The sequence below is a fragment of the Mycoplasmopsis gallopavonis genome (genome assembly GCF_900660635.1).
GTDB lineage: Bacteria > Bacillota_I > Bacilli_A > Mycoplasmatales > Metamycoplasmataceae > Mycoplasmopsis > Mycoplasmopsis gallopavonis.
In genome coordinates, this window is the sequence record NZ_LR215031.1 from 1 (window position 1) to 23,359 (window position 23,359).

Genomic DNA, 23,359 nt, shown 5'->3' on the forward strand with positions numbered 1-23,359 from the left:
GTTTTATACTACATTCAGATCATTGCTCAACTTATACATCTGATGATTTTTCTCGTTTTATTCAAAATAAAGGTGGAATAATTTCGCTTTCAAAAGTAGGAAATAGTTTAGATAATAGAGTTGTGGAATATTGATTTTCAAATTTAAAAACTGAATTAATTAGAGATTTAAATATCAAAGCTATGACTTTGAATGAACTAGAAAAAGTGATATCTAATTATGTTCATTGATACAATAAATTTAGAATTCAATCATGTCTGAATTGAAAAACCCCATACGAATATAGTATGGGGCTATCCAATTTAATAAATTGTTAATTTTTTCTGTCCTAGTTTAGATAGTGCAAAATTTATTAATGACTCATTTTCTTTATTTTTTGTAATTAACGCCTCTTTTTTAATTTCCATCTGTTCTAAATCTCGATTAGATTCTAGTTCATTTTGGAAATTTTGTTTTTCTAAATCACTGATATAAGTTAATCCATTAACTTCATTTGAAGTTGTTTTTTACGAGCTTCATAACTTTCAAAATTTCTTTGCATTTCTTGTACTAAATTATTAATTTTGATAATTAAATTATTTAGTTCAGCATAATTCCAAGTTGACTTATTGGCTTTTAATTGATTAGTTCAGTTAGTAAAATTTGTTTTTTGAATGTTAGAAGCAAAATTATAGTAATTTGAACTTAGTACTTGATTATAGTTTGCAATTTGAGTCTCAACATTTGCTAGAAAACTATTAAATTGATTAATTTTAGCTATCAAACTAGTAACATCAGAATTTCTATTAGAAGTTAAAGCTGCTTCAAAATCAGTGTGGAAAAAGTTTTTTTGCACACTTGATAAATTAGTTGCTGAGTCTAGTGCATTACTAAGTTGATTAGAACTAGAATCTACAAAATTACCAAAATTAACAAATTGAGAGTTTAAGTTTTCGATTGTTCGTTTAGCTGATAATTTTGAATCATTACTAAAATTAGAAATTGAGTTAACTAAATTAGTTTTCATTAAAGTTAATTTTGAATCAATTAAATTTAAATAAAACTGATTTGCTCAATTTAAATTATTAGGTAAATGAAGTTTATTTAAAAATGAATCACGATTAAAAGCTTGATTTTGAGCAATAATATCATTTAAAAAACTAATTTTTAAATCTGCTGATTGATAAAAATTGAAATAAGAATTTCATTGAGCTATAGTTGGTAAAGAATTTAAAGAAAGAATTCTTTGATATTCTGCTTCTTGATTATTTATTTCTTGAAAAAATGATTCAAAGTCATTTTGATTAAGGTAATTTGAAACTAAGCTTTGATTTAAAAGTTGAATTTTTGTTTCAACTTCTTTTTTCTTTTTTAATAAATTTAATCAAGTATCAAAATTGTTTTTTAATGCTAAATTTAAATCACGAAGTTGGTTAATTGATTCTTGTGTTACGGTTGGATTTTGTTTAAGTTGAATCAAAGGTCTTGCAAAATAATTTGTAAAAAGTTTAGTTTCACTTGAACCCAGACCAGTAATTTCAATTAAAGATCGTCTTCCTTCACGCACTTTATTCTCTAAATTAGCGAGCAAACGATCAAATAATGAATTTTTTTCAACCGAAACTCACTTAACAGTTTGATTGTACTTTTGAGGCTGAGGGTAATAAATATTTGGAATTGTTTTTTGATTGTAAGTGATCATAATTCGATCTGTTACTTGTAAATTATTAGGTAAATAAATTCTATTTGAATTGATATCTATTCTAACATTGACAGGAGTTCTTACTTCTTTTTTTGTATCTAAAATTTCAACAGAAAGATCTAAATTTGCTAAGCTTGCGTTAGCTTGAATAAAATTCTCACCTGCTGTTGGAGAAAAAAAGTTTAAATTAACTCTTGGTAAAAGATTCGGACGATTTAATTCTTCTTGGGTATAAGTGTAATTTGTTTGAACTATTCTTTTAAGAAGTGCATCGCCAGGGAAGTCAAAAATTAAAACTCCGGTTCTTAATATATTGTTAGCTTTTAAATAAGCCATAGTTTGTTTATTAATTTCTTTATGAGTTTCGTAAGGCTTACTATTATCTTTTGATCTAGATGTAAAATTAATAATTAAATGATTTCCGTTATTTTCATTATTAGAAAGATTTAAAGTTTCCTTAATTTTTTGCATTTTAACTTGTTCAGTGGTATTTCATTCATCTTGAACATCAATTAAAACAGATCATCAAGCAGCACCATAGCTAAAATTATTTTTTCAAATATTTTTGTGCATGTTATCTAAAACAAAAATTTTACCCCGAACAGAATCTAGTGTAGGATTTTCAAATGAGTCTTGACTACTGTTCTTATAAATATAATCACGAATTTCAGGATTTTCAAAAGTTTTTACAATTTCTTTTTTTCATTCTAACGCATCTCTAGAACTCATCTTTTTAGGATCTGAATTTTCATCTTTATAACGAATTAAAATAACTTCATTTGGATGTGCTTTTAAAAAGGTTACAAATTCTTTTAAAACTTTTTTCAAGTCATAATTTGAACCAACATTGCCATGATAAATTCACATATCAGTTGATATTCTAAGATCAAAAAAACGAATTCCAGATTTTAATTGATTTTGAAAATTTCGACTTTGAGTTTTTGCTCAGGCTTGTCCAAAAAATCATTTAGCACCTCAACCACTAAACATTGCAGAATTGTGTGTTCCGGGGATCGAAAGATCTCCTAATCTCTTTTGACCATCTACATATTTCATTCAATCATTAAATTCCAAATTTGTATCTGTAATATCCAAAGAACTGGTTTGGTATTCATTAATATTTCGTTGAGGAGGAATATTAGAATTTGTACTTGAAACAAGTACAAGCGGAAGAGTTAAAGAAGGAATGATACTTCCTAAAAATAATTTATAAGTTTTTTTCATAAAATCTCCTTTAACTTTTAGATTAAAAAAGTTATTTTAATTAATTAAAATAAACTTTTAAGGTGGTTTTAATTATAAAACTAAAAATGTGCAAGTTTTCAAAATAATCAAGATTTGTTAAAATAAGTAATAAGAAAGTTAAAAATATGAAAAAAGAATTTTCAATAAATAAAACAATAGAACAAATCAAAACAATTTACCAAGAATTGTTTGACCGAGCAATTAGTCAAAGAACTTTACTCTTCTTAAAAAATCTTTGCTTTATTTTTCTAGAAACTAGCTTTGATCAAACTTTTTTACAAAGAAGTTTTGATCAAAAAAATGATCCTTCAAAATGTGATTTCAAAGAAGAAAAAAACGATCATTTTGAGCCAATTGATGAAACAACTTTAAGAGAAATTTTAGTTACAAACTTATCTCAAAATGGATATATTAAAACTTCTAACGATCCAATTCGATATAAAAACTATTTAAAACAAATTGACTTGGTGAATTTTATCCCAAGTACATGAGCTGATAATCACGAAAAATTCAATTCTTTAAAAAGTGCGATCTATAAAAATTTAAGAAGAGCTTTTAAAATCCAATTAATTTCTTTAATTCAAAATGAGCTTCAAAACAATCTTGAACAAAAAGAATTTAGAAAAGGATTTGAGAACTTTATTAAAAACAAAGATATTGCAGAAATTTCAAATAAAGTCTTAATTGATGCACTTGAACAAATTGAACAAAGACTATTTGATTGAAAACATGTAAATGCTACTTTTAAAAATAATCAGAAAGAAGTTGTAAGCCCAGTTTCTAATTTAAAAGTACTTTCAAATAATTTCTTCGAAGATATCTATCAAAGAATTAAAATTGCAAATTCCGAAGATCCTAAATTTTGAAAAAAGACAAAGAAACTCACAACTTGAAATGGTCGTTTCTTAATTGCTTTTGGACTTACTTTCGTGCTCTCTACCTTATTTTTTGAAGTTTTCCAAGGTTTATCCGTTTGAAATGAAAGCTTATCAATTAAATATTTAATTTACATTGGATTTGGACTTTTAGCTCTTTTGGTTTTAATTGGGATTTTATTAATTTTTCTTTACTTTAAAAATAAAAATTACATCAAAAGTTACAACATCTCATCAAATATTGAATATAAATCAATTGGAAAAATTACGAAAGAACATGAACAATTAATTGATTTCCTAGATGAAGTTTTTCAAGCACAAAAACTTTATCAAGATGAACATAGTGAAGCTCAAAAGACAAATGATTTTGTTTGAAAAATTAGTTTTGATTTAACTCAAATAGAGTTATCAAATGAATTAATTAATCAAATCGAATGATTTTGTTCGTATTTAAAAATTATTCGTGACAACAATGATCATCCCGTTTTTAAAAACGAATTAATTCTTTGAGAATTTCATATTGCTAAAAGCGAAAAAATAAAATCATTTGAGGATTTAGAAAAAATTATGGATCCTAAATTTATTAATCGTAATTTAATTTCATTTGAAATTCAAGAATAAAAAAGTTAGCTGAAAAATGCTAACTTTTTAAATAAATTTCTTTAATTAATTCAACAATGTCATCTCTTCTTTTTTCTATTTTTTCTGAATTTCATTCTTTAGATAAAGGTTCTAAGCCTTCTTGTGAATTAACGAAAGATAAAAAAATTCCAGTCTGTTTTTTTAAATTGTCATATTTTTCTTCAACAGAGTTATTTTTATATTTAGAATTTAAGGATGATTGAAGTATAAATCCATTTCCGATAGAATTAATAAGTTTGTCTTTATCTTCATTACTTTCAATGTCAAGATTTTTTATTTTAGAATTTGTGGCATAAAAATGATCTCAAGAAGGTTCTTTGAATAAAACTTCAAATTCCCCTATATGTCATCATGAGTTTAATCTTGGGAAAGAATTTCTTGAATTCTTTAAATATCAAATGATTCTAAACATTAGTTCTGTATATTCACTATTTCTTGATTTAGAATCTACATTATTTTTGAAATTATTGTCTATTTCGTTGTAAATAGTTAACTTAAATTCATCATCAAGAATAAACTTATCATCAACAAGAAGAACTTTTTGATTGTTAAAGACTAATTCAAAAAGACCCTTTCTAAGAGCTTGGGCAGTTAAATTAGATTCTTTTTTGAGTTTATCTATCAAAATGTAAACTCCACGTGAGAGTGATTGCCCTTCAAATTTAGCTGTTTTTCAAATAAAAGTAAATCTTTCAATTTCGAATAATAATTTAATCACTTCTCTTCAAATAGATAATTTTTTTGTTTCACCACCTTCTATTTTTTTATCCAAAATTTCAAAAGAATCGAGAATAAAAATAACTAACGGAAGAAAAACGGTCACATTCCCTTTTGAAGCCATAGAAACAAAAGGAAATAGTCATTCGATTAAATCTGGATTAGAAGTTTTTTCTCTTTTAGGATAAATTTTTTTGAATTTGTCAAAATCATTTTTTCAATTATTAAAATGTTCTTGATTTTTGATCAATGAATATTGAAATTTAAGTTTTTCTAAAAGTAAAGCTTCTAATCATGAATCATCTTTAGCTTCATTTGAATGAATTTCCAAAAACTTTTTAATGATATATAGAGGAGAATACTCATAATTTGAATTCATTTTCAGTTCATATTTATTATTTAAATAAGTTGTAAAAAGTTTTAAATTTGGACTTTCTGTCACTTCTAAATTTTCTGCTTTCGGTTTCCCTTTAATAAAGAATGAATAAAATAATTGCATAAAGTTTTCTAAATTAATTTGAATTTCTTTGTCCTCTAAATCTTTATTAATTAATCTTTCATAAATATAAGCTTTAAGCATTTCTAGATTATTTAGTTTTTTACTCATTAAATTCATTCTTTCAAAAATTTGCTCAGAAGCACCTTCTTGAACTTCTACGTGATTAATAACAAAACCATATAAAAGTCTTTCGACAAAATCTTTGACATATAAGTCGTCTTTTTGATCTAGTTTATTAGAAAGATAGCTATAAATATAAATTAAATTTTCTTTTAATTGTTTTTCGCCTTCATCTTGATTAATTTTGTTAGGTTTAGATTCTTTTCCATTAATTTTCTTTCCTCCTCAAATATCTTGGATTGCTTCTATATTATTTTCAAAAAGTTTTGAAAAATTTAAAAGTCCATTAAGTTTGGAAGGGTTGTCAATTCATTTACCAACAAAATCTTGATTATCGTAATCTTGGTTATCATAAGAATTATTGAACATAGAATCATAAATTCATGGAATTTCATAATCTTTGATTTTTCTTTGACATAAATATTTAAATAAAGCAAAATTAGTAAAAATTAATGTAATAGTTCTTTGTTGACCATCAATTATCTCGTTTTTGTTGCTATGACCTTTTGATTTAGTTGTTATTGTGCTTAAAAAATGATAATTTTCACCTTTTTTGAAAGAATGAGATGGATATTTATCTGCCAAAAGCTCAATATCATCAATTAATCGTTCTAAATAATCTTTATTTCAAGAATATTTTCTTTGATAAAATGGAATATAAATATGTTTCTTTCTAAGTCAATTGAAATATTCTAAAACAGTTTTAATTGTTGTTTGAAGTCTATCCACTCTAATTATTGTTTTATCATAATCTTTACATTCTTCTTTTTTCTTATTTTTGTCAAAAGTATATTGAAAATTTTGGAATAAAACTTCTTCTGAATTTTTGTGTGCTAAATAATTAACTACTTTTAAAATATCTTTACATTTTTCATTAATATGTGATTTTTTATTGTTTAAAGTATTTTTAGCAAGTGTTTTTCAATAATTTTTTTCTTGCACTTTTTGAACACCAGGTAAATTTCAAATTTTTTTATATTCTAAAATTCAGTTATTATCCTCTGATAGGGTTTCGCCTTCTACATCAAAATCAATTAAAATTGAATGAATTCAGTTTGAATCAGCTAGTAAAATTCTTTTTTGTAAATTTTCTCTAAAATCAGATTCTTCTTCATCATTACTATTTTCATAGTTTTGTTTTAAAAATTCAACATATGCATCAATTTTATTAATTAGTTCTTCTGAACCAAAATCATAAATTTCTTGAATAAATTGTTCTTTATTTTCTAAAAAAGATTGATCGAATTTTTGGAATTTGTTTAAAAATTTTGTGGTTCAAAAATATTCTTTATTTTCTTCTTTTAAAACCCCAATAAAAGAAAGAGTTTTCGCTGCTTGCATAAATACTGCGTTTTTAGCGTTTTTCGGATCTTCTTTGTTTAATTCTTCTTGTGTAAAATTTAGGGTATTATTTTGAAATTTTGTTCAATTTGATTTTAAAAAATTAAATAATTTTGTTTCAATATAACTATTAGTATTTGTTCCTATTTTTCAATAATTAAAAACATATTTATTTTTTTCTTTATTAGTTGTTGACATAATTACCTCTTATTTTTATTCATTTCGTCAATAATACCTATGACTTCAAAAATCCTTTTTAGAACATTGACATCAATTGAATTTCCTGCTTGCCTTCATAGACAATCATTATTTAAGATCCCTTCTTCAACAAAAGGTACTAATTTGTTAAAATCAAGATCTTCAAATCCCATGATTTTATAAGCTTCTCGTGGAGTAATAAAACGATATTGCAATTTCTTCTCAAAATTATGAGAAATAGGAATATAACCTGCGTTAGGAATTCGATCTTGTTTAGTAGTTAAAGTATTGATTTTATAGCTTGGATCTGCTAAACTTAAATTCTTACAACTATCAATAACCTTTTTTCTTGATGGAGTGTCATTAATAAGTGCAGATCATGCTTCTTTAATATTTTTGTTATTTAAGTCAAAAATACTAAAATATTTCTTTTTTCTTTCTTCTATATCATTTAAAACATATTTTTGCCCAATTTTATTTAAATATAAAAGGTATTCTTCGTCATTATTAAAAGGAGTTTTATAATCTTTTAAAACACTAATGGCAAAAACTCTCTCACGATTTTGTAAAGATCCGTGATTTGAAGCATTTAAAATACCAGTAAAAGTTTTATAACCTAAATTACTTAAAAAATGTTTTCATTCTTCATACTCGTGTGAATATTTTGTAACCAATCCTCTAACATTTTCAAGCAATAAATATTTTGGTTTATGATTTGATTCTTCTAAAATTCTTCCGATTTCTCAAATTAAATGACTAGTACTTTCTTTATTCTTGATCCCTTTATCTCTACCCATACTAGCAACAGATAGACCTTGACAAGGGAAAGAATAAGTTAAAAGATCTATTTTAAGATTATCTAAAACTTCTCCTGTAACAGTTTTGATATCTGAATAATTTTTATTAATAAAGTTTGCACTTGCTAAGATTTTTTTAAGATCTTCTTTTTGATTAATTATGCTTTTAATTGGATTTTTAGAATCTCTACTAAAAACATGTTTGTTTAAGTAGCTATTTAATTCTTCTTCATTTTTTATATTATTTTTTAATAAAATTTTTTCTATTTCATCTATTTTGAGTTTATTGTGAATTGCAGCGTAAGCGATAATAGCACGAATATCTCAATCAGCCGTTGCTACTACTTCAAATTTATTTTTAAATTGAAGATTTTTATTAACTCAGTCTAAACTTTTATGTTGTGCACCAATTCCAGAAAATGTTTCAAAAACTTTAATTTTTGACATTTCTAGAAACTAAAAAAGAGAACGCAAAAAGCATTCTTTTAATTTAGTTAAATTATTGTTTCTGAAATTAGTACATTTTAATATATATATATATATATATACGAATTATCTATTATATCTCACATATTATTTAAATTATATACAGAGTTTAAATGTTTTTATTAATAAGAATGATTAAAAACAAAATAATTTAATTATTTTCTATCCAAATTTAAACTTTTCAAGAATAAATAGCAGTATAAAAAGAGAGAATAGATACTAAGCAATTCTTAATAAGAACATTTATTTTTCAATTATTTATGAAATTGATAAAATAAAAACAAGATGAAAAATATTAAAAAAACATTCCAAGTAACTAATTATTGATTCAATAAAATAGTAAGCGGAACAAAAAGAATAGAAATTAGATTAAATACCCCTGAAAGACAAAATTTAAAAGTTGGTGATCTCATTAATATAAAAAATGAAGAAACTAATCACTTTCAAATTGCACAAATTACAAAAATTGAGCAATTTAAGTCTTTTGAAAGTTTGTATAAAAGTTATAATCCTGAGATTTTAGGTTATCTTCCAGATGAAAAATTCGACTTTCATGATATGTATAAACACTACAAAAACGAAGATGAGCAAAAATATGGTGTTTTAGCATTTAGTTTTCAATTATTAGACCTAGATTTAAACAAAATTGATAATTTTGTTTTTGACATGGACGGAACTTTGCTTGATGAAGAAAGTAATTTAAGAGAAAAAAATTTAGAAGCAATTTTAAAACTCCAAAAAATGGGTAAAAAAATTATAATAGCAACAGGTAGACCATATTACACTCTACAAAAAGCAATTAATAATTTTCCAATTGATTATCCAATTATCACATCTAATGGAGCAATGCTTTACGATAATCAAACTCATGAACTTGTAGAATATACTGCAATGCCTAAAAAATCAGCAAAATTAATGTTTCAAAAATTAATTGAACTCAATTATGAATTTGTTATATACACAACCAATGGAATGCTTGGGCATGAAACAAATGCAAGTGGATTTTTTTGTAAAAGAAATCACTACAATTTCTTAAAACCTCAGTTTTATCAACAAATCGATCAAACACTTGATATTGATCAATATCAAGTGTGTAAATTTTTAATACTAACTGAAAGTAGACCTAAAAAAGAAATGCAGCAAATTGAAGCTTTAGCTAACTCACTCGAAGGTTTACATGGTTTATATTCGAGATTTGATATGTATGATGTCATGGGACAAAGTGCGTCAAAAGGAAATGGTCTTTACTTTTTAGCTCAAAAAGAAGGTTTAGATCTTAGTCGGACAATTTGTTTTGGAGATAGTGAAAATGATATTTCAATGTTTGAGGTGGTCAAATATAGTGCAAGCATGGCAAATGGACTCGAAAAGATTAAAGACTATGCACTTTTAGAAGCACCCGATCATAACACGGATTGAATTAGTGAATTTCTAGAAAAGAATTTTAAGGTAAAGATTTAAAAAACGAATTAAAGTTAAACTAGGACAATAAAAATTAACATTCCTTCGAATGTTAATTTTTTATATTTTTAAAGGAGAAAAAATGGGTAAACATTTTACAGAAGAACAAGAAAAAGAAATTTATAATACATTTTTTCAATTAGGTAAAAAGGATGCGATTGAACTGATGTATAAATATGGTGCAAAAGCAAAAGATAAATATGTGAAAGCAAGATTACGAAGAATATTAAAACATTATAATTTTAATATGAATAAAAAACCAAGAAAGCCTGGAACGGGTAGGTCAAGAAAAGCGAAAGAACAAGATATAAATTGAGACATTTTTACACGAGAAGATTTAATTGAAATTGCAAAAAGATATAGAGAAATTACAAAAGATAAATTTAAAACAGAAAAAGTTCAAGAGGCATCACATATTAATATGGCTTCGTATAAACTTGCTATTTTGTTGTATCTTTGTAGACAAACAATATCCAAACATAAAAGAAATAATTTTGCTCCTAGAATTAAATCCAGAAAAATAAAGTACCAAGACTTGATTATTGATTCATTTAAACAAAATAGGTCTAAATATGGTAGACAAAAATTAAAATATTTTATCTTAAAGCACTATAAAATAGACATAAACGAAAGAACTCTGGGAAGATATATGAATGCCTTAGGTTTATTTTGCAATATCAGAAAAAGAAAAAAACTAAAAGAAGTAAAGAATACATCTGTCATAAAAGAAAACATTGTTAATAGAGATTATAATGATGTAGATAACAGAAATATATATGCTACTGATGTAACATATCTTCCAGCGACAAAAGATGCAATAAACAATAATGTTTATCTTTCAGTAGTAATTAAACATAAAACTAAAGAAATAATTAGTTTTTCTCTTTCTAAATTTAATGATTCCAAATTAATTTACAAAACATTTGAAAATGTTGATTTTGAAAAAAGTTTTATACTACATTCAGATCATTGCTCAACTTATACATCTGATGATTTTTCTCGTTTTATTCAAAATAAAGGCGGAATAATTTCACTTTCAAAAGTAGGAAATAGTTTAGATAATAGAGTTGTGGAATATTGATTTTCAAATTTAAAAACTGAATTAATTAGAGATTTAAATATCAAAGCTGTGACTTTGAGTGAACTAGAAAAAGTGATATCTAATTATGTTCATTGATACAATAAATTTAGAATTCAATCATGTTTGAATTGAAAAACCCCATACGAATATAGTATGGGGCTATCCAATTTAATAAATTGTTAATTTTTTCTGTCCTAGTTTAAAGTAGTTCGTTTTTTCTTTTTGAATTTTCCTCAACTAGAAAATCAAAAATAATATAATTTAAATAGTTAATATATTAAAAAAGGAGTAAAAATGTCAGCAGGACAAATTATTGGATTAGTTGTTTTAGCTATTATTATTTTATTGATATTATTCATTTTAATACCATGTATTAAAATTGTTTCTGAAAAAGATTTTATTATTATTCAAAGATTTGGTAAATATCACGCAACATTAACCAAAGGAATTCACTTTATCGTTCCTTTTATTGATCGTGTTTTAATCAAAGATAGTACTAAAGAAAAATTTTATGACTTCCAGCCGCAACTTGTTATTACCAAAGATAATGCGACAATTAAAGTTGATACAGTAACTTACTTAAAAATCATCGATCCAAAATTATACGCATATGGAGCTGAAAAACCAGTTAATGCTGTTGAAAACTTAACAGCAACCACTTTAAGAAATTTAATCGGGGAGATGGATCTTGATGATTCTTTAACTTCTCGTGAAATCATTAATGCAAAGTTGACAGAAATTATTGATAAAGTTAGTGACCCTTGAGGAATTAAGATTACTAGAATTGAAATCAAAAACATTATGCCACCTCGTGAAATTCAAGAAGCGATGGTTCGTCAAATGCAAGCTGAGCGTGATAAAAGAGCTTTAATTTTAGAAGCTGAAGGAATTAAACAAAGTGAAATTTTAAAAGCGGAAGGAAGAAGACAATCTACAATTTTAAATGCCGAAGCTGAAAAAAGTAGAACCTTGCTAGCGGCAGAAGCTGAAAAACAAAAATTAATTCTTGAAGCTGAAGGACAAAGAGAAGCTATCAACATTATTAATGAAGCTAAATTAAACAAAGAAGTTTTAACCTTAAAAGCGATTGAAAAATTAACTGATTTATCAAACGGAAATGCAACAAAATTAATCATTCCAGCAAATGTTTCTGACTTTGCAGGACAAATTGCTTCTGCAACCGAAATTTTCAAAACAGTAAATAGTAAAGACAATAAAAATAGTTCAAACTAGAAAGAAAAAAGCAACCAAACTTAGGTTGCTTTTTTAAATCAACATTATTTTTTAGAATCTAAAGCTAATTGAACTAAAGTTCTAACCATAACTCCAGTTGGTCTTCCACCAAGATCAGCTGTCCCAGCTACATCTAAATGAATGTATTCAACATCTTCTGTAAATTCTTTTAAGAACATTGCAGCAGAAGAGCTTCCACCACCTGCTCCTGAAAGATCTGTATTTTTAAGATCTGCAACAACAGAGTTTCTAATTTCTTTTGCAAAAGCTTCATCTAATGGCATTCTTCATACTAATTCTTTTTGTTTATTAGCAGCACTTGAAAGATCTTCTCAAGCTTGTTCTGAAGTAGCTCACACACCTGTGTATGTGCTTCCTAACGCAACTAAAATTGCTCCTGTTAAAGTCGCAACATCAACTAAACGAGTTGCTTTAAGATTTCTTACAGCATATGTTAAACCATCTGCCATTACTAATCTTCCTTCGGCATCTGTGTTGTTAATTTCAACTGTTTTACCATTCATTGATGTTCAAACTGAATCAGGTAATGAAGCATCACCATTTACACGGTTATCTGTAATACACATTACAGCAGCAACATTTGTTTTAGGTTTTAATTGAGCAATTGCTTTTAAAGCACTTGCAACAAAAGCTGATCCTGACATGTCAAATTTCATTCCAAGCATACTTCTTGAAGGTTTTAAGCTATACCCTCCTGAGTCAAAAGTAATTCCTTTACCAACATAAACTATTTTTTCATTACTTTCTGGATTTCCATTGTATTCAATTACAACTACACGTGGTTCATACATACTTCCACGGTTAACTGAAAGTAAAAGACCCATTCCTAATTCTTCAATTGCTTTTTTATCAAGTACTGTAACTTTTAAGTTATCGTATTGTTTTAAGTCATTAACAACATGTTCAGCTAATCATTCTGAATTACAAATGTTTGGAGGTGTTACTTGTAAGTTTCTTGCAAAATTCACAGCATCTGAAAGCACGATTGCTTCATTTAAAGCTGCTTCATATTCTGAAGCAGGTACAGTTGTGAATAAGCTAACTGTAAATTCCTCATCTTTTTTTGATGTTTTTGCACTATAAATATCTGCTTTAACATAATTAATAGCACTTACAAATGTTTTAATTACATCACGAATGCAAATTTTTCCTTCTTTAACAAAAGAATCAAGATCAACTTGAACATTTCTTGAAAGAGAGCTAAAGAAACCTTTTGCAAAACTAGCTAAAGCCTTAGCATCATATTTTTCAAGATCTCCTAAGTAAACTAAAGCTTCATTTTTGTCAAAATATTCTGTTACTACATTATTTTTAGCAATTAATGTTGATGGATATTCATCACCTTTAAATACTGCTTTTAAAAGAATTGAACCATTTTTTTGGTTATCGATATTTTTAATAAACATATTTTCCTTTCTAAGTAATTAATAAATTATCTATATTTTATTCTTTTTTAAAAGATTTTAAAACAATTGACTTAATTGCTATTTAAAAGATATTCAACCAAAGTTGCAACAAGCTCACCTTGTGGTTCACCATTTTTATCAGCGGTACCAGCCACATCACAGTGAATGAAATCAACACCATTAGTGAATTCTTTTAAAAACATAGCAGCTTGACTAGAATCTTGTTTCACAGTGCTTGATCAACTTGCTAAATCAGCAACTTTTGAACCTTTATTTCCCTTATTAAAATCTTCATGTAAAGGCATTCTTCACACTTTTTCTAAAGCTTGTTTTGAAGCTTGGTTCAAGATATTTCATTTAGTATCATTTGTTGATCAAATTCCAGTATAAACATTTCCTAAACTAGTTAAAATTGCACCTGTTAAAGTTGCGACGCTAATTAAAGTTTTAGCATTTAACTTTGAAGCTCCATAATAAAGACCATCAGCTAAAACTAATCTACCTTCAGCGTCTGTGTCTACAACTTCAACTCATTTTCCACTCATTGATTGATAAACATTTTCAGGAAGTGATGCATCATGATTGATTCGATTATCTGTGATACACATAATTGCACTTACATTAACTTTTGCTTTTAAGAGTGCTAAAACCTTAACAACATAAGCAACAATAACTGAACCTGACATATCATATTTCATTCCTGACATATGATATCCTTTGGTATTTACTCCACCAGTGTCAAAAGTAATTCCCTTACCAACTAAAACAGTGTTTTCTTCGCTTTCAGGATTTCCTTGGTATGAAGCAATTAAAACTCTTGGTTCATGAATGCTTCCTTGATTCACAGAAAGTAATAACCCCATGTTATTTGCTTGAATTTCTTTTTTTGTTAAAGTTTGCACATTTAAACCTTCAATTCCCGAAAAATCATGTGCTACTTCTGCTGCTAGCATTTCTGAATTTAAAAAGTTTTCAGGTTTAATTTGAAAATCTCTAACTTTATTAATTGCATTCGCAAGAATATTTAATTTAGTAATCAAAGCTTGCTCTTGATCACTAATATTTTCAAGATAAAGTTCTAAAACAGATTCTTTCTCTGATGTTTCTGTTTCAATTGTTTTTTTGAATAATTTTGCTTTGGCAAAATTGTATTTAAGAACAAAAATTCTAAGTAATTCTTGTTTTGATAAATTTTCAGTTTCAAAACTAGCTAAATCTACTTGATAACTTCTTTGTAAATTATTTGTTAAAGTTAAAACTCCCTCAATTAAATCAAATGCGGTTTAACTGACAGAAAATTAAATTTATTAATTGATACTATATTGTTGTTTTTCATTCATATTATTCTATTTTTATATGAATAATAGATATCATTTTTTAGTTCACTCAGTATAGCTTTGATATTTAATTCTATTATTCATTTTAATTTGAAATCAATATTCCACTTTTATTAAACTTTCTACTTTAAAGTAATTATTATTTGAATAAAGAAAAATCATCAGATGTATAGTTGACATGATCTGAATGTATATAATTTTTCAAATCCATTTTCAATGTTTGTAAATTATTGATCATTAATTAAAAAAACTATTATTTTTATTTATGTTATTATATGTAACATTATGTTATGCATCTTTGTCCTGAATATGTTACATCAGTAGCATATATATTATATACATCATTATAATCTCTATTAACAATGTTTTACATTCATATATCTTCCCAGAGTTCTTTCGTTTATGTCTATTTTATAGTGCTTTAAGATGTCTACCATATCCTAGGAGCAAAATTGTTTCTTTTATGTTTGGATATTGCGAAACTATACTAATATGTGATGCCTCTTGAACTTTCTCTGTTTTAAATTTATCTTTTGTAATTTCTCTATATCTTTTTGCAATTTCAATTAAATCTTCTCGTGTAAAAATGTCTCAATTTATATCTTGTTCTTTCACTTTTCTTGACCTACCGGTTCCAGGCTTTCTTGGTTTTTTATTCATATTACAATTATAATGCAAAATGTTTACCCATTTTTTCTCCTTTAAAAATATTTGAACCTGAACGATAGGCACGAACTAGCCCACCTGCACCTAGTTTGATTCCTCCAAAATAGCGAACGACCACAATCAATTTGTTGTGAATATTTTTAAGCTTTAAAAGATCATAAATCGGGCGTCCAGCAGTGTTCTTTGGTTCGCCATCATCGCTAAACCCAGCACTTTCAGTACCGTTTTGATAAATTAAGTAAGCATAACAAATATGACGAGATTTTTTGTGTTCTTTTTTTAAATTAGCAAGAATTTGTTTTAAATTTTCTTTTGCATCAAAATCAAAACAATATGCAATAAAACGAGATTTTTTGACTATTAATTCTTCTACTATATACATTTGTTAAATTATATACTTTTGCTTTCCTGTTAAAAAAGAAAAAATGCCAAGGGCATTTAATCATAAGTAACATCATTTAGGTTTCTACAATAATTAATAAAGTGTTTTTGTGCTTTATCTAAATCTACTTTTCCTTTTTCTTTAAAAAACTTAAAATGCTCTGCATAATCGTGGAAAAATCCGTAAATTTCTTGATCTGAAAAACTTGGTTCAAAACCTAACTTAGTAAGTTTCTCTGGATAATATTTACTAAGTAGTTTTCACATTGCTATTGCACTAAATTCAGTTGGAAAATTTTCTAATTTAATTGATCCAATTGTTAAAAGTTTAACTGCAATTTCTTGATCATCAAATTTAGGAAGCAAAATACCAGGAGTATCCATAAATAAAAACTCACCATTAACTACTCACTTTTTCTCACGTGTTACCCCTGGATAATTGGCTACTTTCAATTTTGCTTTTTCTGATACTAAATTAATCAAGGTACTCTTTCCGCAATTTGGAACACCAACAACAAATGATTTAATCCGTGAAATAAGCAATCCTTTGGCTTTATCACGATTAATCTTAGCTTGCATAATTTGTTTTAATTTATTTAAAATAATTTTTTTAGATGAGGCTTTACGCAAATCTAATCAAAGAATGTTTTCTCCTTGAAATCTTTGATTAATTTGATCTTTCTTAGATTTATCCATTAAATCACTTTTTGTCACAATAAAAAGTCTTGGTTTTTGTGGGGAAATTGCATCAAAATCTTCATTATATGAACTAATTGGACATCGAGCATCCAAGACTACAATAAACACATCACATAAATTTGCATTTTCTTTAATATCACGCATTGCCTTGGCCATATGACCAGGGAATCATTGAATTAAATTTTGATAATTTTCGTCTAATTTAATATCATTATTTGACATTTGATTCCTTTAATTCTCGTTCTAGTTTTTGAATTTGAATTTTCAAACGAGTTTCTTCGTATTTTAATGTATCAATTGTTTGTTTTTGATCTTGAATTATCAAATTTTTCTTTTCGACTTCTTGTTGCAATAATTCTCCATCCTGAGCTACCAAATTAATTAGTGATAAAGTTGTTTCTAAAAAAGCATCCACTTCTTCACGTGAATATCCTTCAATATTTAGATTAAAGGTTGCGTTAATAATTTTAGATTTAATGTTTTCTAAAATATCTTTCATTTTACTCCTATCTATTTCTGATTTTATCTAAAACAATTGCAGTAGCACAAGCTACATTTAAACTTTCAAAAGAAATTGGGATATAAACTTTAACATCAGCTAAATCTCAAAGTTCCTTGCTAATTCCTTGTCCTTCATTACCAACAACAACTACAATCTTATTTTTAGGAAAAACCACATCATTTAATTTTTGAGCTTGTGGATCTAATAAAGTTTCATAAACTTGAAAATTAGATTCTTTGAGTGTTTCTAAATTTACTTTGAGATTATTTGAAAGAATTAAATTCAAATCAAATAAAGCACCTTGTGATGAGCGAATAATTTTAGAATTATACGGATCTATTTGTTCTAAAATTACAGTATCAAAATCAAACGCTTTAGCTAAACGTAAAATTGTTCCAATATTACCCGGATCTTGTAGTTTATTTAAAACCAATACTTTATTCATTTTTTGAAGATTAACTAAAGATTCAAATGAAGTAATATTACTTAATTTAGTTACTTTTGCAACTACATTTTGCGGTGTCACAGTCGTGCTTAAATAATTCATAAGATCAGATGTAATTAAAGTTGAATTAGAGTATTTAGCGTGATCTAAAACTTCATAAATTTCTAATTTTAAATTCCGTTTTAAAGCTTCATCGACAAGATGATATCCTTCAATTAAAAAAGCATTTTCTTGATCACGATATTTCTTTTGCTGTAATTTTTTTAATTCTTTAATTTTCGGATTAGTTTTACTTGTTAAAATCATTATCAATGAGGTAATTTTTTCCTTTTTCTACTTCGAATTTAGATAAATCTTGAAAATCTAATTGACGCATCACTTCAAAACCTAAAATACTTACACAATTAGCCAAATTAATAGAACGCATCGCAGAAACCATCGGAATTCTAATGCAATTTGATAAATTATTTTGAAGAATTTGCTTATCAATTCCTGTTGATTCTCTTCCGAACATTAATCAAACTTCCTTGGTTTGATCATAAACTTCTTGATAATTAATATCACTATATAAATTTAAACCATAGCGAGTAACATAATAAATTTGTTTATCATGATATTTTTTGTAAAAATCTTCATATGATGCATGAACTTCATGTCTAATATCAGAAAGCATTCTTCCCGCACCATATCTACGTAATCATTTGGGATGCAAATCAAAACCAATTGGTTTAATAATATGAAGTTTTGCTCCAAGAGCAAAACATGTCCGAATAATATTTCCTGTATTTGGACAAATTTCGGGTTGATATAAAACTATATTTAACATGTTTATATTATAAAGAAAAAACACACGTGAGTGTGTTTTTTATGAATGAAATAAATATACAAAATTACTTATTGCTATTTGAATGTTAATTCTGTAAAGTAACACCAAAAAGTTTAGAAAACTATTTCTCGAGTGAGAATGTGGAATTGAAAATAAATGAAAGAAGTATTACTTACTAAAATTAACTAGCTTTAAATAAATTGTAGGTAAATCCTTTAAGTCCTAAATTTAAGGCTTAAAGCAACTATTTGACCAGAATAAATTACTTTTAGACTTAAATCTCATCAAAAAATTTACATGAAAAAATATTCATTTTTTACTTCCACATTTATATTATAAACCTAAAAGGAAAAATTAAAAAATCTTAACTAGCAATTTTCAAAAATAAAATTTTATAAAAAGTATAAAAAAGCTACTTTTTTGAGCTAAAAATAATCTTTTTAAGTAATTTATGTAAAAACTGCAAAAAAATTCAAAAATCCATCTTGAAAACTTAAAAAGATTTTAAAAATCACTTTTAAAAACTTATACAACTTAAAAACTATATTAAAAAGAAAAATACCAAACTTTTGTTTGGTATTTTTAAGTATGATTCTGGTTTGTAAAAACTATTTAATAATTTTTGTTACTGAACCAGCACCAACTGTACGTCCACCTTCACGGATTGAGAATTTTGTTCCTTCTTCAACAGCGATAGGTGCGATTAATTTAACTTTTAAGTTAACGTTTTCACCTGGCATAACCATTTCACGTCCAGCTTCAAATTCAACTCCACCTGTTACATCTGTTGTGCGGAAGTAGAATTGAGGTTTATAGTTTTTGAAGAATGGTGTGTGACGTCCACCTTCTTCTTTTTTAAGTACATAAATTGCAGCTTCGAATTCTGTGTGAGGAACGATTGATCCTGGTTTAGCTAAAACTTGTCCACGTTCAACTTCTTCACGGTTAACTCCACGAAGTAATAATCCTGCGTTATCTCCAGCCATAGCTTCTTTAAGGTTTTTACGGAACATTTCGATTCCTGTAACAACTGTTTTCTTAGTAGGTTTTAATCCAACGATTTCAACTTCATCGTTTAATTGTAATTTACCACGTTCAACACGTCCTGTTGCAACAGTTCCACGTCCTGTAATTGTGAAAACGTCTTCAACAGCCATTAAGAATGGTTTGTCAAATTCTTTAACTGGTGTTTCGATGTATGAATCAACAGCGTCCATAAGTTCCATAATTTTAGCTTCGTATTTTTCATCACCTTCAAGTGCTTTTAAAGCTGATCCACGGATAATTGGAGCGTTATCTCCGTCAAATCCGTATTCTGAAAGAAGTTCACGAATTTCAACTTCAACTAATTCGATCATGTCTTCTTCACCTTCTAACATATCACATTTGTTTAAGAAAACAACCATACGTGGTACACCAACTTGTTTTGAAAGAAGGATGTGTTCACGTGTTTGAGGCATAGGTCCATCTGTTGCAGCAACAACTAAGATAGCTCCGTCCATTTGAGCTGCCCCTGTAATCATGTTTTTAACGTAGTCAGCGTGACCTGGACAGTCTACGTGTGCGTAGTGTCTTTTTTCTGTTTGATATTCGATGTGTGATGTGTTAATTGTAATTCCACGTGCTTTTTCTTCTGGTGCGTTATCGATTGAAGCGTAATCACGAGCTTCTGATAATCCTTTTTTAGCTAATGTTGTAGCAATAGCTGCTGTTAATGTAGTTTTACCGTGGTCAACGTGTCCGATTGTTCCAACGTTAACGTGTTCTTTACTACGGTCAAAATCTAATTTTGCCATATTATTCCTTTCCAATCTAATTTATATTATTTTATTAGATAAATATATGTGTTCTAGCGCTAAAACCAACCAAAGCCTAGTCTTTCACCTAGGTCCTGTCCTTAATAATTTAATTAGCAATATATATTTTAGCAAATAAAATAAAAATAAATTAACCTGTCATATTTAAATTATTATGTAATTTTTTAAAAATTTATAAATATATTTTAGCAAAAAAAAGATATTTACAAAATTTGACAAATTTATAAATAAACTTCTTGAATTTTCTAAATATATAAAATAAAAATTATTAAAAAGACATAATTTCAAAAAATATTTCTTAGCTATTTTTGGAGTTATAAACTAGAATGATCAAGGTTCATGGAACTGGAAAACTTTCCACAGTTGGGAACTATTTATTTACCAAATATCAAAAAAATAAGATAATTTAAATACATATTAAGAAATTTTCTTTTTTAATGTGTCTAAGATAATGAATATTATTTAAATAAAAAGGATGTTATATATGAATCAAACAAAATTTGATACAAAAGAATATTTAGAAAAAGTGCATGCCTGATGAAGAGCTGCTAACTATCTTTCAGTAGGGCAAATTTATTTAAGAAATAACCCACTTTTAGAAGGTGGATTAAAAGCTGAAGACGTTAAAATGTATCCAATCGGACACTGAGGAACAATTCCAGGGCAAAACTTAATCTATGCTCACTTAAACCGTGTAATTAATAAATATGATCTTGAAATGTTTTACATTGAAGGTCCTGGACACGGTGGACAAGTTATGATTTCTAACTCATACCTTGACGGAAGCTACACAGAATTATTCCCAGAAATTACAAAAGATACAGAAGGTCTTAAGAGAATGTTCAAAAGATTCTCATTCCCTGGTGGAACAGCTAGCCACGCTGCACCTGAAACACCTGGTTCAATTCACGAAGGTGGAGAATTAGGTTACTCACTTTCACATGCTACAGGAGCAATTTTAGATAACCCACAAGTTATTGCTGCTACAGTTATCGGTGATGGTGAAGCAGAAACAGGTCCATTAGCTGCTGGATGATTCAGTTCATCATTCATTAACCCAGTAAATGACGGAACAGTTTTACCTATTTTACATATTAATGGTGGAAAAATTTCTAACCCTACAATTATGGCTCGTAAAACAAACGAAGAAATTAAAAGCATGTTATTTGGATATGGATGAGATGCAATTTTCGTTGAAGCCGATGTAAATGATCAAGTAGGTATTCATGCACAAATGGCTGCTAAATTTGACGAAGCAATCGAAAAAATTCAAGCTATTAGAGCAGAAGCTGCTAAAAAAGGTGCAGAAAATGCTACAAGACCTTTATGACCTGCACTTGTTGTGCGTACACCAAAAGGTTGAACATGTCCACACAAAATTGAAGGTTTAACATACGAAGGAAGCTTCAGAGCACACCAAGTTCCATTACCTGTAACATCAGAAAATCCAAAAATGTTACAAGAATTAGAAGACTGATTAATGTCATATAAACCAGCTGAATTATTCAATGCTGACGGAAGCTTTAAAGCAGAATATGCTGAAATTGCTCCAAAAGGTTTAAAACGTATGGGACTTACACCTATTACAAATGGTGGAATTGATCCAAAACCACTTGATTTACCAAAATGACAAGATTTTGCAATCGAAATTGGTAAACCAGGTTCTAAGAAAGACCAAGATATGGTTAACGCTGGTAAATACTATGCAAAAGTTATCCAAATGAACCCTACAAACTTCCGTGCTTTTGGACCAGATGAAACTAAATCAAATAGATTATTTGACATTCTTAAAGTTACAAACCGTCAATGATTAGAAAGAGTAGATGCTGAATTAGATGAAGCTGTTGGACCAGTTGGAAGATTAATTGACTCACAACTTTCAGAACACCAAGCAGAAGGTATTTTAGAAGGTTATGTATTAACAGGACGTCACGGATTCTTTGCTTCATACGAATCATTCTTAAGAGTTGTTGATTCAATGCTTACACAACACATGAAATGAGTTGCAAAAGCAAGAAAAGTTCACTGAAGAAATGATTACCCATCACTTAATGTTATTGCTACTTCTACAGCATTCCAACAAGACCACAACGGGTATACACACCAAGACCCAGGTATTTTAGGACACTTAGCTGATAAAAAACCTGAATTAATCAGAGAATACTTACCAGCGGACTCAAACTCATTATTAGCTGTTTTAGAAAAAACATTAAAAGAAAGAGATGTAATTAACTTAATCGTTGCTTCAAAACAACCAAGAGAACAATGATTTACAAAAGAAGAAGCAGCTGAATTAGTTGAAAAAGGTCTTAAAGTTATTGATTGAGCTTCAACAGTTAAAGATGGTGAAGAACCTGATTTAGTACTTGTATCTTCAGGTACAGAACCTACATTAGAACTTTTAGCAACAGCAGAATACTTACACACACAATACCCATCATTAAAATTCAGATTTGTTAACGTTGTTGATTTATTAAGATTACGTCACCCAAGTCTTGACCCAAGAGGTCTTTCAGATGAAGAATTTGATGCTATCTTCACAAAAGATAAACCAGTTGTATTTGCATTCCACGGATACGAAGGATTATTAAGAGATATCTTCTTCTCACGTAAAAACCACAACTTACATCCACATGGATATAGAGAAAACGGAGATATTACAACTTCATTCGACATTCGTTTAATGAGTGATATGGATAGATACCACATGTCACAAACAGCAGCTAAAGCAGTATTTGGAGCAAAAGCTGATGACTTTGTTAAACTTATGGATGAAAAAATTAAATTCCACAAACAATACATTCAAGAAGTTGGAATTGACGAAGATGAAGTTAGATTCTGACAATGAAAAGGTCTTAACAAATAATTTAAGACACTCACCAC

At 27.4% G+C, this 23,359-nt stretch carries 18 protein-coding genes; 6 read left to right on the forward strand and 12 right to left on the reverse strand.

Annotated elements, in window-relative coordinates; genetic code table 4:
• On the forward strand, positions 1-317 hold a 317-nt coding region (locus EXC53_RS04170), incomplete at its 5' end, for an IS3 family transposase (RefSeq protein WP_165260966.1).
• A gap of 158 nt (positions 318-475) precedes the next feature.
• Here EXC53_RS04170 and EXC53_RS00005 read toward each other — a convergent pair.
• Positions 476-2,905 (reverse strand): phosphatidylinositol-specific phospholipase C domain-containing protein, encoded by a 2,430-nt coding sequence (locus tag EXC53_RS00005; protein ID WP_129724485.1) that lies wholly within the window; start codon positions 2,903-2,905, stop codon positions 476-478.
• Between the two features lie 146 nt (positions 2,906-3,051).
• On the opposite strand from EXC53_RS00005, the gene EXC53_RS00010 reads away from it, so the two are divergent.
• On the forward strand, positions 3,052-4,422 hold the full coding sequence (locus EXC53_RS00010) for a hypothetical protein (protein ID WP_119572158.1): 1,371 nt from the start codon (positions 3,052-3,054) through the stop codon (positions 4,420-4,422).
• Between the two features lie 19 nt (positions 4,423-4,441).
• Here EXC53_RS00010 and EXC53_RS00015 read toward each other — a convergent pair whose 3' ends face one another.
• Together EXC53_RS00015 and dcm are read right to left on the reverse strand one after the other, a co-directional pair.
• The gene (locus tag EXC53_RS00015) at positions 4,442-7,318 is read right to left on the reverse strand and encodes a DUF262 domain-containing protein (protein WP_119572157.1); all 2,877 of its coding nucleotides are present in this window, start codon (positions 7,316-7,318) and stop codon (positions 4,442-4,444) included.
• Between the two features lie 2 nt (positions 7,319-7,320).
• Positions 7,321-8,562, reverse strand: a complete 1,242-nt coding sequence (dcm, locus tag EXC53_RS00020) for a DNA (cytosine-5-)-methyltransferase (protein ID WP_119572156.1) — start codon at positions 8,560-8,562, stop codon at positions 7,321-7,323.
• Between the two features lie 324 nt (positions 8,563-8,886).
• Here dcm and EXC53_RS00025 point away from each other — a divergent pair, with 324 nt between their 5' ends.
• From EXC53_RS00025 to EXC53_RS00035, 3 genes are all read left to right on the forward strand, one after another.
• Positions 8,887-10,062, forward strand: coding sequence for a Cof-type HAD-IIB family hydrolase (locus tag EXC53_RS00025; RefSeq protein ID WP_119572155.1), 1,176 nt, complete (start codon positions 8,887-8,889; stop codon positions 10,060-10,062).
• Between the two features lie 49 nt (positions 10,063-10,111).
• Positions 10,112-11,326, forward strand: coding sequence for an IS3 family transposase (locus EXC53_RS00030; protein ID WP_129724487.1), 1,215 nt, complete (start codon positions 10,112-10,114; stop codon positions 11,324-11,326).
• Positions 11,327-11,437: 111 nt separating this feature from the next.
• A complete protein-coding gene (locus EXC53_RS00035; RefSeq protein ID WP_119572357.1) occupies positions 11,438-12,376 on the forward strand; it encodes an SPFH domain-containing protein in 939 nt (312 codons plus the stop codon).
• Between the two features lie 44 nt (positions 12,377-12,420).
• Here the strand turns inward: EXC53_RS00035 and EXC53_RS00040 are convergent, their stop codons facing one another.
• The 9 genes from EXC53_RS00040 to tuf all read right to left on the reverse strand — a co-directional run bounded on the left by EXC53_RS00040 (position 12,421) and on the right by tuf (position 20,455).
• Positions 12,421-13,803, reverse strand: coding sequence for a M17 family metallopeptidase (locus tag EXC53_RS00040; protein WP_119572337.1), 1,383 nt, complete (start codon positions 13,801-13,803; stop codon positions 12,421-12,423).
• Between the two features lie 71 nt (positions 13,804-13,874).
• Positions 13,875-14,843, reverse strand: a complete 969-nt coding sequence (locus EXC53_RS00045; RefSeq protein ID WP_223214496.1) for a M17 family metallopeptidase — start codon at positions 14,841-14,843, stop codon at positions 13,875-13,877.
• Positions 14,844-15,551: 708 nt separating this feature from the next.
• Complete coding sequence (locus EXC53_RS00050) at positions 15,552-15,800, reverse strand: hypothetical protein (RefSeq protein ID WP_129724491.1); 249 nt, start codon at positions 15,798-15,800, stop codon at positions 15,552-15,554.
• Positions 15,801-15,807: 7 nt separating this feature from the next.
• A complete protein-coding gene (locus EXC53_RS00055) occupies positions 15,808-16,188 on the reverse strand; it encodes an IMPACT family protein (protein ID WP_129724493.1) in 381 nt (126 codons plus the stop codon).
• A gap of 56 nt (positions 16,189-16,244) precedes the next feature.
• The gene (ylqF, locus tag EXC53_RS00060; RefSeq protein WP_119572325.1) at positions 16,245-17,108 is read right to left on the reverse strand and encodes a ribosome biogenesis GTPase YlqF; all 864 of its coding nucleotides are present in this window, start codon (positions 17,106-17,108) and stop codon (positions 16,245-16,247) included.
• Positions 17,098-17,385 (reverse strand): DivIVA domain-containing protein, encoded by a 288-nt coding sequence (locus EXC53_RS00065; RefSeq protein WP_119572324.1) that lies wholly within the window; start codon positions 17,383-17,385, stop codon positions 17,098-17,100. The genes ylqF and EXC53_RS00065 overlap by 11 nt, the downstream gene beginning before the upstream one ends.
• A 7-nt stretch (positions 17,386-17,392) precedes the next feature.
• A complete protein-coding gene (locus EXC53_RS00070; protein ID WP_119572323.1) occupies positions 17,393-18,139 on the reverse strand; it encodes a TrmH family RNA methyltransferase in 747 nt (248 codons plus the stop codon).
• Entirely contained in the window at positions 18,123-18,659 is a 537-nt protein-coding gene (locus EXC53_RS00075) for a tRNA (cytidine(34)-2'-O)-methyltransferase (protein WP_119572322.1), read from the reverse strand. The genes EXC53_RS00070 and EXC53_RS00075 overlap by 17 nt, the downstream gene beginning before the upstream one ends.
• A 608-nt stretch (positions 18,660-19,267) precedes the next feature.
• Positions 19,268-20,455, reverse strand: a complete 1,188-nt coding sequence (tuf, locus tag EXC53_RS00080) for an elongation factor Tu (protein WP_119572352.1) — start codon at positions 20,453-20,455, stop codon at positions 19,268-19,270.
• A 505-nt stretch (positions 20,456-20,960) separates the two neighbouring features.
• Between tuf and EXC53_RS00085 the strand changes: the two genes are divergently transcribed.
• Positions 20,961-23,342 carry a phosphoketolase family protein gene (locus EXC53_RS00085; RefSeq protein ID WP_119572308.1) on the forward strand — a complete coding sequence of 794 codons (2,382 nt, stop codon included), beginning with the start codon at positions 20,961-20,963 and terminating at the stop codon, positions 23,340-23,342.
• Positions 23,343-23,359: the final 17 nt, after the last annotated feature.